A 13488-nucleotide genomic window follows, 5' to 3' on the forward strand; every position below is an offset into this window, starting at 1 on the left:
AAATGAAAAGCACGGACGGCCTGGTCTATGTCTCTCTGGCGCAATTGATGGCGTTGGAGTTCAAGGCCCGTGACTTGAGTTTTCTGGCGCGCCAGCCCCAGGGCAGCCTCCTCGCCGGCAACCATGCTTCGCGGCTGCGTGGTCGCGGGTTGAATTTCGACGAACTGCGCCGCTATCAACCGGGCGACGATTTGCGTCATCTGGACTGGCGAGCGTCACTGCGCACCGGCAAACCGGTGGTGCGAACCTTCACCGAAGAGCGTGACCGCCCCGCGTTGATTCTGGTCGACCAGCGCATGTCGATGTTCTTCGGCTCGCAACGCAGTTTTAAATCGGCGATTGCCGCCGAACTCGGCGCGCTGGCGGCGTGGATGACCTTCAACGCCGGTGACCGGGTCGGCGGTCTGGTCTTCAATGACAAACGCATCGACAGCATCGCCCCGCTACGCAGTCGCAAACGCCTCGAGGCCTTTTGCAGCCGTATCGCCGAGCAGAATCAGCTGCTCAATGCCGCCAACCCGGACGCCGAAGGTGAGGACCAACTCGACAAGGTCTTGCAACATTGCCTGGCGGTGGCCGGCCATGATCATTTGATCTGCATCGTCAGCGACTTTGCCGGCGCCGGTGAACGCACCTTGCAATTAATGCGGCAATTGGCGGCGCACAACGATGTGATCGCGATGCAGGTGTATGACCCCTTGGCGCTGAACCTGCCGAAAAACGGCCGTTTACTGGTGACCCAAGGCCAATTGCAGGTGGAACTGGCGGTCGAGCAACGCAGCGTGCATCAGCCGCTGGGGGATTTTCTCAGCGGTCGGCTCAAGGATGTCGCGACGTTGCTGCGTCGTAGCCAGGTGCCGCTGATGATGTTCAGTACCGCGACCGATGCGCAGGAACAGCTGCGAGCCGAACTCGGCAGAGGCCGGCGATGAATCCGAACATCCCGAGCATCGACCAACTGAAGGAAATCGCACTGCCGGCGCCGGTCAGTTATGCGCCGCAGACGTGGGGTTGGTGGGCGCTGCTCAGTGTGTTGGTGCTTGCCGTGTTGCTGGTCAGCGCACGGCGGTATTGGCAATGGCGCCGTGATCGTTATCGGCGTGAAGCGCTGGTGCGACTGGCTGAACTGCAAAGCAGTGACGATCAACTGAGGGCCCTGCGCGAACTCCCGGAACTGCTCAAACGCGTCGCCCTGTCCATGCCCACTACATACCCTGTGGCAGCACTTGGGGGTGAGGACTGGCAAACGTTTTTGGTGCGCCACAGTCCGCAGCCCCTGCCGGCAGATTTCAGCCAGCAACTCGCGCAGTTGGCCTATGCGCCGAACAGCACACTGCTGACGCTCAAGGAAGAACAGCGCGAGCGGCTGTTCAACACCAGCAAACGTTGGGTGGAGCAGCATCATGTGGCAGTTTGATTACCCTTGGCTGCTGATCCTTTTGCCACTGCCATGGTTGGCCTACCGCTTCCTGCCTGATTACCGCGAAGCCCGCAGCGCCGTGCGCGTGCCTTTTTTCAGCGCCATGAGCCGCGCGGTCGGTCAGGCACCGAGCCAGGCCGGGACACGCAGCAATCGCTGGCAACTGGTCTTGAACCTGATGGTCTGGGCATTGTTGTTGCTGGCGGCGGCTCGACCGGAACTGGTCGAAAAACCCATCGAACGCCAACAACCGGTGCGCGACCTGATGCTGGCCATCGACATTTCCCAATCGATGGAAACCAACGATTTCACCGACGCCAACGGGCAAAAAATCAATCGCCTGGCGGCGGTCAAGGAAGTGGTCCACAGCTTTATCGACAAACGTAAAGACGATCGCCTTGGCCTGATCGTGTTTGGCAGCGGCGCCTATCCGCAGGCACCGCTGACGCTGGATCACGCCAGTCTGTCGCTGTTGCTCGATGACACCGGCATTGGCATGGCTGGCCCGAACACCGCGATTGGCGATGCGATCGGCTTGAGCTTGAAATTGCTTGAGCAGACGCATGAACCCGAGAAAGTGCTGATCCTGCTGACCGACGGCAACGACACCAGCAGCGCGATTACCCCGGACCACGCCGCGGCCATGGCAGCCGCCAAAGGCGTGGTGATTCACACCATCGGTATCGGTGACCCGAACGCCTCCGGAGAAGCCAAGGTCAACCTGCAAGGTTTGCAGCAAATCGCCGAAGCCACGGGCGGCAAGTTCTTTCGCGCCGAGGACCGCAATGCATTGAATCAGGTGTACAGCACCCTCGACAAACTGACCCCACACCAGGTTAAAACCCTCAGTCATCAGCCGAAAAAGGATTTGTTCTGGTGGCCACTGGGGGCCGCTATCGGTTTGCTCGCGCTCTACCATTTGGGCGCCCTGCTCCGGCCTCATTTGATGCTCGCGCGTCAGCGGCAGGAGGGGTGAGTGGATATAAACCTCAGCGAGTTCCATTTCCTGCGCCCACTGTGGCTGTTGCTGGTGCCGTTCGGCGCCTTGTTGCCCTGGCTCTGGCGGCGCAGCCGTGACGTACAGCGGCGCTTGCGCAGCAATATTGCCGAACACTTGCTGCCGCACTTGCTGATAACGCCACAGGACCAACAACGTTTGCGCCCCGTGCATCTGGTGTGCGCAGTGTTGGTGCTGGGTGCCCTCGCGGCGGCCGGCCCCACCTGGGAGCAGGACCGTCCGGACTTTCTGGAAAACCGCGCGCCGCTGATCATCGCCATCGACCTGTCGCCCTCCATGGACGCCACGGATGTGCAGCCCAGTCGACTGGAAGCGGCCAAACACAAACTGCACGACCTGATCCAGCGCCGAGCGGGGTCACGCAGTGGTTTGATCGCGTATGCCGGCAGCGCCCATTTGGTGCTGCCGCCGACCGACGACCCCGAACTGCTCAACACCTTCATCCAGGCCCTGAGTACAGACCTGATCGCCAAACAGGGCAAAGACGTCGGCGCGGTCATCGAGCAAGCCAAACGGCTGCTGGCTGCCGACAAAAGCCCGGGCACGCTGTTGCTGATCACAGACGGCGCCGATACATCACAACTTGGCGGTCTCGATAAGCAATTGAACGATAGCCCGCTGCAAGTGCTGATTCTGGCGGTCGGCAGTGCAGACGGCGGGATCATCCATGACGCCAATGGCCAACCGCGCACCGACAGTAATGGTCGCCCGGTGTTGGGCAGTTTTGATCAGGCGGCGCTCGAAAAACTGGCTTCCGCAGTCGACGCGCCGTTGGGCAGCCTGACGCTCAATGACGATGACCTGCAATGGATTGAACTGCACGCCCAGCAGCATTTCCAGGCCGCCAGCGATGAACAGCGCGAACTGCACTGGAAAGACGCCGGTTATTGGTTGTGCTGGCCGTTGCTGCTGATCGGGTTGTTCAGCGTGCGCCGGGGCTGGAGCCTGAACTGGATGGCAGGCCTGTTATTGGCACTGGGCATTGGCTGGCAACCGGCTCCCGCCGAAGCCAACGCGTTGACCGATGCGTTTTTCACCCCCGACCAGCAAGGTCGCTGGGCGTTCGAGCACGAACATTTCCCGCAAGCCGCCGCGCATTTTGTCGACCCCTACTGGAAAGGTATCGCGGCCTACAACGCGGCGGATTTCGACCTGGCACTGGCCAGTTTTGCGCGACTGGAAACGCCGCAAGCGTATTTCTACCTGGGCAATATTTACGTGCGTCGTTTCAAATTTGACCAGGCGATTGCCGCGTACACCCAGACGCTGAAGTTGCAGCCGCAGTTCCCCGAGGCCACGGCCAATCTGGCGTTGGCGATTGCCTTGCAGAAAGACACCGACAGCGCCGCGCAGAATGCGCCCGAGGTCAAACCAGACGAAATCAAAATGGACAAAGCGCCGGGCAAGGGCCAGAGCAAAGCCGTGCAGACCGAGCAAGCAACGTCCGATGCACAGTGGCTGGAAAACCTGAGCACTTCACCGGCGAAGTTCCTGAAGCAGAAGTTCAGTTTGCAGGATCAGGCGGGGGGCAAACCATGAGTCTTTCGATAGACCGTGTCGTGGCCCTGCTCCTTTGCCTGTTCACCACCGCGGCATTGGCCGCTGAACCAGAGCTGAAAGTCCAGGTGAGCCTGCAACCCACCAACAATGTCATGGTTGGCAGCGTTGTCGAACTGCAACTCGACGTCTTCACCGACAGCTGGTTCACCGAAGCCCCCACCCTGCCCGACCTGAAGCTGTCCGGCGCACTGGTCATGCCGCCGGACGGTCATGCCGAACACCTCAATCAGACGCTCGACGGCAAGTCATTGAGCGGCATGCGCTACCGCTACCGGATCACCCCCAATCTCGCTCAGGGCTTCGACATACCCGCGCTGACCGTGCGCGCCACACCCGGTCAGGCCACCACTGAGCTCAGCGCCCAAAGCCAGCCCTTGCACTTCGACGCCGCGCAACCGCCAGGGTTTGAACCCGGCGAACCGGTATTGGTCGCGCAAGGGCTGCGCTTTACGCAAAAAATCGTCAACTCGGCGACGCCCCTCAAAGTCGGCGACAGCGTTACCCGGGAATTGACGTTGCAAGCCGATGGCGCCCTGGCGATGTCCTTGCCGACGCCATCACTGAGTGATGTCAACGGTCTGAGCCGTTACCCGAAAGCCCCCCAGATCAGCAACCTCGGTGACGGTCGGGGCAATTTCAGCAGTGGCCAGCGCATCGACACCGTGACCTACCGGATCGACACCGATGGCTCGCACAGCTTGCCGCCAATCTCATTGAAATGGTGGGATGCCGGCACCCGCCAGGCCCGTACCGCCCAAGTCCCGGCGGTCACCTTCCAGGCCACCGCCAACAGCGCTTATCGCCCGGTGTTTTCAATTACCGCAGACCTGAAAAAACTCGGTCAGCCCAGTCGCCTGTACCTCTCCGGGCATTGGCTGGCATTGATTGCACTGCTGCTGGCCATTGCCGTGCTCGGCTGGTTTACCCGCCCGCTCCTCCACCGTGCCTACCTTGCTGTCCAGGCCCGGCGCCGTGCCCGGCACGCCGTTTGGCTGGCGTCCGCCGACTACGCCTGGCGGCAGATTCCGGCGCAGATCGACGGCCAACCTGCCCAATTGAGCGCGCTGTACCTGTGGGCCAGGCGCCGGCGCATGGGACTGAAGCTGAGCGCTCTAGGACCGCGCCTGCAGGACTTTTTGCGCGCCTGTTATGGCAGTGAATCGGCCAAAGATCAGGCGTTGCGTCAATTCAACGAATCCTTGGCTACGCTGAACAGTCAGGCTGCGCCCAACAAGACACCTGCCGCGCCGGCATTACGGCCACTCAACCCCGTTCACGAGAAGGAATTCCCATGACGAGTCCGATATCACTGCGCCAACTTCACGGGTTCAAGTTTTTGCTGGCGCTGGCCCTGAGCCTGCCGTTGCTGGTTCAGGCTGCAGAGCCGTTGCCCTCCTGGAATGATGGCCCGTCCAAGAAGAGCATCATCGAGTTCGTCCAGGCTGTCACCGATCAGAGCAGCAAGGACTTCGTCAAACCCGAGGAGCGCATTGCGGTGTTCGACAACGACGGCACCCTGTGGAGCGAGCAGCCAATGTATTTCGAGCTGCTGTTTGCCCTTGAGGAAGTCAAGCGCACCGCAGCGCAGCACCCGGAATGGAAAACCACACAGCCGTTCAAAGCGGTGCTGGAAAACGACCACAAGGCGCTGGAAGCCGCCGGCCTGGAAGGCATCATGAAGATCTTCGTTGCCACCCACACCGGCATGACCACCGAAGCGTTCGACGACTACGCCAAGACCTGGCTGGCCCAGGCCAAACATCCAAAGACCGGCAAGCTGTATACCGAAATGGTCTTCCAGCCGATGCTGGAATTGCTCGACTACCTGCGCAGCCAGGACTTCAAAACCTACATCGTGTCCGGCGGCGACACCGGGTTCATGCGCGCCTTCGCCGAGAAGTCCTATGGCGTCCCGCCGGAGCAAGTGATCGGTACGACGTTTGTCACAGCGTTTGAGTACAAGGACGGCAAGGCCTCGATCCTGCGCACGCCAAAACTGGCACACAACGATGACGGGGCGGGCAAGCCCGAAAGCATCAACGCGGTGATCGGACGCCGGCCAATTCTGGCCTTCGGCAACTCTGACGGCGACCAGCAAATGTTGCAGTGGACCGCCGCCGGGTCGGGCAAACGATTCATGGGGTTAGTGCATCACACCGACGCCAAGCGTGAATGGGCGTACGACCGTGACTCCAAAATCGGGCGTCTGGACAAGGCCCTGGACGAAGCAAAATCCCGTGGCTGGACTGTCGTGGACATGGCCGCCGAGTGGCGCCGGATCTACCCGCACGAGTCCGCCACCCCAGAGCAAGTGCAATAAAAAGCGTGACGCAGGACTGCAATAAACGTTTGTCGCATTAGGCGGCGCAAGTCAGAAAAAGGAGCAAGTCAGATGACTCGCATACACAAGTGGCTACCGAAACTCGCCCTCGTGGCAGCCTCGGTGATGGCGATTTCGGCAACAGCCGGGGCCGCTGAAAAACCCAACATCCTGGTGATCTTTGGCGATGACATCGGCCAGACCAACATCAGCGCCTATTCCATGGGTGTGGTCGGGTACAAGACTCCCAATATCGACCGCATTGCCAAAGAAGGCATGATGTTCACCGACTACTATGCGGAGAACAGCTGCACGGCAGGACGGTCATCCTTCATCACGGGTCAGACGCCGCTGCGTACCGGTCTGTCGAAAGTTGGCGCGCCGGGTGCACCCGTGGGCCTGCAAAAACGCGACATCACCATCGCCCAGGCACTCAAGTCCCAGGGTTATGCGACCGGCCAGTTCGGCAAGAACCACCTGGGCGACAAGGACGAATACCTGCCGACCAACCACGGTTTCGATGAATTCTTCGGCAACCTGTACCACCTCAATGCCGAAGAAGAACCTGAACGCCCGTATTGGCCCAAGGACGACCCTGCGTTCCTCAAGTCATACGCTCCGCGTGGTGTGATCCACAGCTTTGCCGACGGCAAGATCGAAGACACCGGCGCATTGACCACCAAGCGCATGGAAACCATCGACGACGAGACCACCGCCGCCGCCCAAGCGTTCATCGAGAAGCAGGTCAAGGCAGACAAACCGTTCTTCGTCTGGATGAACACCACCCGCATGCACTTGTTCACCCACGTGCGCGAGTCGATGAAGGGCCAGAGCGGCATGCCCGGCAACGACTATGCGGACGGCATGCTTGAGCACGACGGCGACGTCGGCAAACTGCTGAAAACCCTCGATGACCTGAAAGTCACCGACAACACCATCGTCGTCTATACCACCGACAACGGCCCGAACCAGTTCTCCTGGCCGGATGCGGCGACCACACCGTTCCGTAACGAGAAGAACTCCAACTGGGAAGGCGCCTACCGGGTGCCGGCGATTGTTCGCTGGCCAGGAAAGATCAAGGCCGGTGAAGTCTCCAACGAGATGTTCTCGGGCCTGGACTGGTTCCCGACCCTGCTGGCAGTCGCCGGTGAAGACAGCGTAAAAGACAAGCTGCTCAAAGGCTGGGCGCCGGTAGCGGGTGGCACCAACTTCAAGGTGCACCTGGACGGCTACAACCAACTGCCTTACCTGACCGGCCAACAGCCTAAGGGCGAGCGCAAGGAGTTCTACTACTTCAACGACGACGGTTTGCTGGTGTCGATGCGTTTCGACAACTGGAAAGCGGTGTTCTGCGAACAACGTGCACCAGGCGGTTTCAAGGTGTGGAGTGAGCCGTTTGTGTGCCTGCGGGTGCCAAAAATCTTCAACCTGAGAATGGACCCGTATGAACGCGCCGATGTGGTTTCCGATCAGTATTACGATTGGCTGACCAAAAACGTCTATCTGGCGGCCGTGGCCACGGGTAAAGCGGCGGTGTTCCTCCAGACCTTTATCGACTATCCGCCAAGCCAGAAACCGGCCAGCTTCAGCGTTGACCAGATTCGTGCTGCGGTAGACGCCAAAATCGCTGAAAAAATGAAAGCTGCACCGGCTGCACAGTAACACTGCGTGACTGCCGCTCGCCTTAACCGGCGAGCGGCCCTATTTTGTGTGAACACAACCCTGTAGCAGCTGCCGAAGGCTGCGTTCGAGGACGAAGTCCTCGTCAAACATGCGCCTCGGCCTATCTGACACACCGAGTGGTCCGGATTACCACTGCTGCGCAGCGGGACGCCGCCTTCGGCAGCTGCTACGGGGTGTTGTGTTCATCGTCAGAAGATGTTTTGCACAAGGCAATCCGCAATGTCCTCACGTGTCGCCAGCAAGTCGTCGGCCATACCTGCCCCGCAAACCGCCACCTCCCCGACCCTGCTGATTCCAGCATTGCTGCTGTTCGTCTCGGGCGCGGCGGCGCTGGTGTACCAGGTGCTGTGGATCAAGCAACTGTCGTTGGTCGTCGGCGTTGAGGTGTACGCCATCACCACCGGCATCAGCGCCTTTTTTGCCGGGCTGGCGCTGGGGGGATTGCTGTTCGGGCGCTGGGCTGATCGCTTGCAGCAACCGGTGTTGTTGTATGCCGGGCTTGAAGTGCTGGTGGCGGTACTGGGCGTTGGCGCGACCTTCGCCATGAGCATGGCGGCCAGTCCTTTTGCCTGGCTGGAACAGCACATCGGATTGCTGGCCTGGGTGTTGCCCTTTGCGCTGGTGGGCATTCCCGCGCTGTTGATGGGCGGCACGCTGCCGGTGCTGGTGCGCTCGTTGGCCAGCGACCCGCACCATTTGGGCAAGGCTGGCGGACAACTCTATGCCGCCAATACCGCGGGCGCGATTGCCGGCACCTTGCTTGCTGCCTTCGTGTTGATCGCCACCCTCGGCGTGCGCGGCAGTGCCCTCGCCGCCGCCATGCTGAACCTGGTGGGCGCCGCCGGTGCCCTGTGGTTTCAACGCCAGCGCCCGGCGGTGGTCCAGGAGCCGACCCGGCATCACGAACACAAAGCGCCGGATCGCCTGGCCCTGTGGCTGTATTCCATCGCAGGCGGTGTGGCACTGGGTTACGAAGTGGTCTGGTCGCAATCCATCGTGCAATTCATGAGCACCCGCACCTACGCCTTTGCCGTGGTGTTGGCGACGTACCTCACGGGGTTGTTCATCGGCAGCGCGCTGCTGGCCCGTCGGGTTGATCGTATTCGCGATCCATGGGGCATATTTGGCTTGCTGATCGCCGGGGCCGGCTTGATCGCATTGCTGGAAGTGGCGTTTCTCGGGCGCTGGCTGGTGTTCTTGCAATCCCAGGCCGAAACCGCCGCGCTGGCGATGGGCGGCAGCGAATTGCTGGGCATGAGCGCACGGTTTGCCATGGCCGCGCTGAGCATCGTGTTTGTCCCGACCTTGCTGTTGGGGGCGGCGTTTCCTTTGGCGCTGCGATTGAGTGTCGGCCCTGAGCGCGTCGGTCGGGATGTGGGCGCCGTGGTGGCGTTCAACACCCTGGGTGGGATCGTCGGCGTGATGCTCTGCGGATTCTTGCTGATTCCGCTGCTGGGGCTGGTGCGAACCTTGGGACTGTTGGCGATTGTGGCAGCAGGGATCGGCTATTTCGCCGTGCGCAAGGGCCATCACGTCAAGAAAGGCCGGCGTCAGGGCGTGGTCGCCATCGGACTGCTGTCGGTGGTCGTGGCGCTGTTCACTCCGGTCGACAAACTCGCCAGCCTGCTGCCCGGCGCCCGCAACGGCACGTTGGCGTTCTATGAAGAAGGACGTGGCGGCACCGTCGCCGTGGTCACGCAGGGCAAGGGTCAGAAGAGCTTTCAGCGCTTGTATATCCAGGGCGTGTCAAACACCGGTGACGCCATGCCATCGCTGCGCTACATGCGGATTCAGGCGCTGCTGCCACTGCTGATCCATAACGGCGAACCGCACTCGGCGCTGGTGATCGGTTTCGGCACTGGCATTACCGCAGGCGCCCTGACCCGCTATCCGGGCCTTGAACACCGTGTGGTCGCGGAGTTGCTACCGTCGGTGGTCAAAGCCGCGCCGTTGTTCAAGGGCAACTTCAATGCCGCTGCCGATCCGACGGTCGATGTTCGCCTGCGCGACGGTCGCCAGGAGCTGCTGCGCAGTGCGCAGCGCTACGACCTGATCACTCTCGAACCGCCACCGCCCTCCGCCGCTGGCGTCGTGAACCTGTATTCGCGCGACTTCTACCAATTGGCCGCCAGTCGCCTGGAGACACAGGGCCTGGTCGCGCAATGGCTGCCACTGCCGACGCAGAACATCGACGATTCGCGTTCGCTGGTGCGCAGCTTTCTCGATGTATTCCCCTACGCCACGCTGTGGACCAGCGAATTCCACGAAATGCTGCTGGTGGGCTCGATGGAGCCGATTGAACTGGACGCTGCGAAAATCAGCCAGCGCTTCCAGCAGGACACCGTGCGCAGTACGTTGCAAGACGTGGGCATCGGTTCGGCGCCGGCCTTGATGGCGACCTGGGTGACCGATCGCGCCGGGCTCGAACGCTTCGCAGGCGATGCCCTGGCGGTGACCGATGATCAACCACGGATCGAATACGCCCCCTGGGTGCGCGCCAAGGAAATCAGCCGCGTGCTGCCGGCGTTGCTGGATTTGCGCCTGCCACCGCCGCTGCTCAATGCCGATGCCGGTTTCATCGAGCGCATGAATGCCCATCAGCAGCGCCTGATGCAGTTCTATCGGGCGAGCCTGCACGCCTATGACGGTGACCGCGACGCCTGGGCCAGGGACATCCGTGAAGTGATGATGGGTGATGGCGGCAATCCGTATTACCGCTGGTTTGTCGGTGACGGGACATAAGACTCGAGGACATTTCGACGCGAAACAGGTAGGGTGCGCAAAATCAAATGGCCATCACTGAATCGCGTCGCAGGTTTTCATGGAGTTGCACCCACAATGAGTTGCTGGACTGTCCTGGGCCTTTCGGCAGACGCCGATACGCGCACGATCAAACGTCACTACGCCGCCCTGCTCAAACAGACGCGTCCGGACGAAGATCCCGAAGGGTTCCAGCGCCTGCGCGAGGCCTATGAACAGGCACTGACCGCCAAGGAATGGGAACAGTTCAGTGAGCAGGACCCACAGGAAGAAGCGTCGTGGGACCTGACCGATCTGTCGGGGACACAAATCGACGTGCTGCAACAGGTTACGCGCTCGCTCAACGACGTCAGCCTTGGTGAGCTGCAGCAACGCCATGCGCTGGCCCTCGAACACGGCGCGCTGGATGTCTTGGAAGACGAGGTGCTGCGCCATTGCGTCGAGCATCCCGACACGTCCGAAGACCTGTTGGAGTGGGCGATCAAGACTTTCCAGTGGTTCAGCGCCTGGCAACGTCTGGAACTCGACGAGGAGCAGATCTATCAGGTGTTGGCGCAGCGGCGCCAAGGCATCACGCACACTTTGCGCGAGGCACTTGAACGCGAAGACGCCGAAGGTTTTTTGCAGGCCTATGCCCAGTGTTTTCGCCATCAATGGCTCAAGGGCGAGCACCATCGCCAGTGGTTCAACGGGCTGCTGAGCCAGTTATTGCTGGAAAGTCGTTTCTGGTCATCGACGATTTTTGAAGCGGTCTCAACCGGGCAAGGCTGGCATGCCGGGCCCGCCAGCCCCTGCCCGAAAACCGAATGGCAGCGCCTGGTGGACCGTCACGAAGCGCCGATCTTCCTCGCCAGGCAACAACACCTGGCCACTCAACCGGCCGCCACCCCCGAGCATCGCGCCGCTCGCCTGCTGCTGGCACCGGGCAGCTTCAGTCAACGCCGGGCGTTGGCCCGACGCTTGCGCGACGATGATTGGACGCAGTGCCGTCAGCTGAGCTCAGCGCTGTACGCCAACCACCCGAAGCTCTGCGAGGCCATGCCCGGCGGCACGCCGTTCTTCTGGCGCGAGTGGGAACACACTTTCGACAGCTGGCCGATCTACCTCGGCATCGCCCTCGCCTGCCTGATTGGCAGCTTTGTTCTATACGCCCCCAATGGCGAGCGCCTCGGGAGCTTGATCGGCGTCGCAGTGTTCTGGTCAGTGATATTTTCAGCCGGCGGTTGGGTACTGCACTGGCTGATGCATCAGTTCGCCCATCGCGTGTGGTTGCTCGATGATCGACTCAGTGCGTACCTGTTACCCGGGTTCAACCCGCCACCGTTTGGCGTACTGCGCGACCTGTTGCCTTGCGCCGTGATGGCGGCAGGCATTGGTAAGGTGTATGGCCTGATCGGCAGTGGCGTTTACGTCGCCACGCTTGTGGCTGTGGGTCTGATTCGCCGGTACGAGGGCAAGCCACGCGTCTCTTGGAAGCCCTCCAATCCGTGGATCAAACGCAGCCTTGCAGGTGCAGGGATTTTGCTGTTGGTGGCGTTGCTGGGCGTGTTCAAAGTGATCTCCAGCCAAGGCACGGTCAATCGCAATCAGGGCCTGCAACAATGGACAGAACGCTTGTGCAGCCGCATGCCGGCCAGTACCAGCGAATGTGGCGCACCGGCCACGATGGAACAGTGGTACGGCAAGGAGGCCGGACAATGACTCGGGAATGGTTGTTCCCCGTGGGGATATTCTGGGGGGTGATTACCCTCGGGATGATCGGGGCTGGAAAACCCCTGACCACGTTCGACCTGTGGCTGGACAAACACGATGCGCCCATCACTGCGCAAGCCAATGCATTGAGCCCGGTCATCAACTGCATCAATCGGGTCGACGTGCAATGGCACCTCGCTTACGAGCGTTACACGTCACCGGCGCAACTCGGGGAACCCGTTCGGAACTGGATGGCCAACCAACATGATTTCGACGACGGCGTTGCCACTACAGTGAACGAGGCCCAAAGGGATGTCTGTTCGCCGAAAATCAGTGAGAAACTCTCGATCCTTGGCTACGAAAAGTCGCTAGTGACGCTGGCAGACGACTACGTGCAGGCACTGGAGCGCGTGACGCCGCTCACGCTGAAAATCCGTTTTTACCAGCAACCGGTTTTCTCACAGCCCACCTATGAATTGCCGCCCGAATTCGCCGTGCAATTTCAGCCCAGGGCTGACGCGTACCTTTTGGCCTCTGCGGCGTTAAGACAGCGTGTCGAAACGCTGGACCTTGAACAACGACGCGAGCAGCTGAAACTGATCGAAGCCCGACATGGCAAAGACATTCATTGGTACCTGCTGGACTACATGATTCAAGCCAAAGACACACTGAACGTGGTCAGCGACGGGGTCAAAAACCGCAGCCTGACCCCGCAGGCGCTGGCCTTGACCACCCGAGAGCTGCAACTGGCCTGGGATTACCGGCAGCAATTCAACCATGCAGAGTTACCCGAAACGAGAAAACGCAACGAAGTGCCGCGCTACCTCTGGGACCACATTACCGGGCCTGCGCAGAAGTACCTCGATGCCTTGAATACCTTGCACAACGACTGGCAGAACAAGGCTGAACCGCAGCGATTGAGCGAAGACTTTTATGCCGTGACGCGGGGGTATGACTCGCTCGTCAGCCACTACAACCGAATGGCTCGCTTTGATTATTGAAGAGGCGAGTTCCGCGACAGGTCGCTAAAAAACT

Annotated in this window: 10 protein-coding genes; all 10 read left to right on the forward strand. The window is 60.8% G+C overall.

The features are described 5' to 3' along the window. Window positions 1-2: 2 nt before the first annotated feature. Window positions 3-932, forward strand: coding sequence for a DUF58 domain-containing protein (locus C7534_RS17480; protein WP_109786500.1), 930 nt, complete (start codon window positions 3-5; stop codon window positions 930-932). Next, window positions 929-1417, forward strand: a complete 489-nt coding sequence (locus tag C7534_RS17485; protein WP_109786501.1) for a DUF4381 domain-containing protein — start codon at window positions 929-931, stop codon at window positions 1415-1417. The genes C7534_RS17480 and C7534_RS17485 overlap by 4 nt, the downstream gene beginning before the upstream one ends. Beyond that, window positions 1404-2396 carry a vWA domain-containing protein gene (locus C7534_RS17490; protein ID WP_109786502.1) on the forward strand — a complete coding sequence of 331 codons (993 nt, stop codon included), beginning with the start codon at window positions 1404-1406 and terminating at the stop codon, window positions 2394-2396. Before C7534_RS17485 ends, C7534_RS17490 begins: the two co-directional genes overlap by 14 nt. After that, a complete protein-coding gene (locus tag C7534_RS17495; RefSeq protein WP_109786503.1) occupies window positions 2397-3977 on the forward strand; it encodes a VWA domain-containing protein in 1581 nt (526 codons plus the stop codon). Beyond that, window positions 3974-5293: a BatD family protein gene (locus tag C7534_RS17500; RefSeq protein ID WP_109786504.1), complete on the forward strand. Its 1320-nt coding sequence runs from the start codon at window positions 3974-3976 to the stop codon at window positions 5291-5293. The genes C7534_RS17495 and C7534_RS17500 overlap by 4 nt, the downstream gene beginning before the upstream one ends. Further along, complete coding sequence (locus C7534_RS17505) at window positions 5290-6318, forward strand: HAD family hydrolase (RefSeq protein ID WP_109786505.1); 1029 nt, start codon at window positions 5290-5292, stop codon at window positions 6316-6318. The genes C7534_RS17500 and C7534_RS17505 overlap by 4 nt, the downstream gene beginning before the upstream one ends. A gap of 72 nt (window positions 6319-6390) precedes the next feature. Further along, window positions 6391-7980 (forward strand): arylsulfatase, encoded by a 1590-nt coding sequence (locus C7534_RS17510; RefSeq protein ID WP_046032173.1) that lies wholly within the window; start codon window positions 6391-6393, stop codon window positions 7978-7980. Between the two features lie 240 nt (window positions 7981-8220). Continuing rightward, window positions 8221-10743, forward strand: a complete 2523-nt coding sequence (locus C7534_RS17515; protein ID WP_109786506.1) for a fused MFS/spermidine synthase — start codon at window positions 8221-8223, stop codon at window positions 10741-10743. A 96-nt stretch (window positions 10744-10839) separates the two neighbouring features. Continuing rightward, complete coding sequence (locus C7534_RS17520) at window positions 10840-12462, forward strand: J domain-containing protein (RefSeq protein ID WP_109786507.1); 1623 nt, start codon at window positions 10840-10842, stop codon at window positions 12460-12462. After that, window positions 12459-13454, forward strand: a complete 996-nt coding sequence (locus C7534_RS17525; RefSeq protein WP_158283923.1) for a DUF3829 domain-containing protein — start codon at window positions 12459-12461, stop codon at window positions 13452-13454. The genes C7534_RS17520 and C7534_RS17525 overlap by 4 nt, the downstream gene beginning before the upstream one ends. Window positions 13455-13488 lie beyond the last annotated feature (34 nt).

The sequence above is a fragment of the Pseudomonas sp. OV226 genome (assembly GCF_003148705.1).
Taxonomy (GTDB): Bacteria; Pseudomonadota; Gammaproteobacteria; order Pseudomonadales; family Pseudomonadaceae; genus Aquipseudomonas.

What these genes read in the sequence shown, in the direction of transcription:
- C7534_RS17480 (WP_109786500.1), top strand. Translation starts at nt 3, where the DNA reads ATGAAAAGCACGGACGGCCTGGTCTATGTCTCTCTGGCGCAATTGATG.
- C7534_RS17485 (WP_109786501.1), top strand. Translation starts at nt 929, where the DNA reads ATGAATCCGAACATCCCGAGCATCGACCAACTGAAGGAAATCGCACTG.
- C7534_RS17490 (WP_109786502.1), top strand. Translation starts at nt 1,404, where the DNA reads ATGTGGCAGTTTGATTACCCTTGGCTGCTGATCCTTTTGCCACTGCCA.
- C7534_RS17500 (WP_109786504.1), top strand. Translation starts at nt 3,974, where the DNA reads ATGAGTCTTTCGATAGACCGTGTCGTGGCCCTGCTCCTTTGCCTGTTC.
- C7534_RS17505 (WP_109786505.1), top strand. Translation starts at nt 5,290, where the DNA reads ATGACGAGTCCGATATCACTGCGCCAACTTCACGGGTTCAAGTTTTTG.
- C7534_RS17510 (WP_046032173.1), top strand. Translation starts at nt 6,391, where the DNA reads ATGACTCGCATACACAAGTGGCTACCGAAACTCGCCCTCGTGGCAGCC.
- C7534_RS17515 (WP_109786506.1), top strand. Translation starts at nt 8,221, where the DNA reads ATGTCCTCACGTGTCGCCAGCAAGTCGTCGGCCATACCTGCCCCGCAA.
- C7534_RS17520 (WP_109786507.1), top strand. Translation starts at nt 10,840, where the DNA reads ATGAGTTGCTGGACTGTCCTGGGCCTTTCGGCAGACGCCGATACGCGC.
- C7534_RS17525 (WP_158283923.1), top strand. Translation starts at nt 12,459, where the DNA reads ATGACTCGGGAATGGTTGTTCCCCGTGGGGATATTCTGGGGGGTGATT.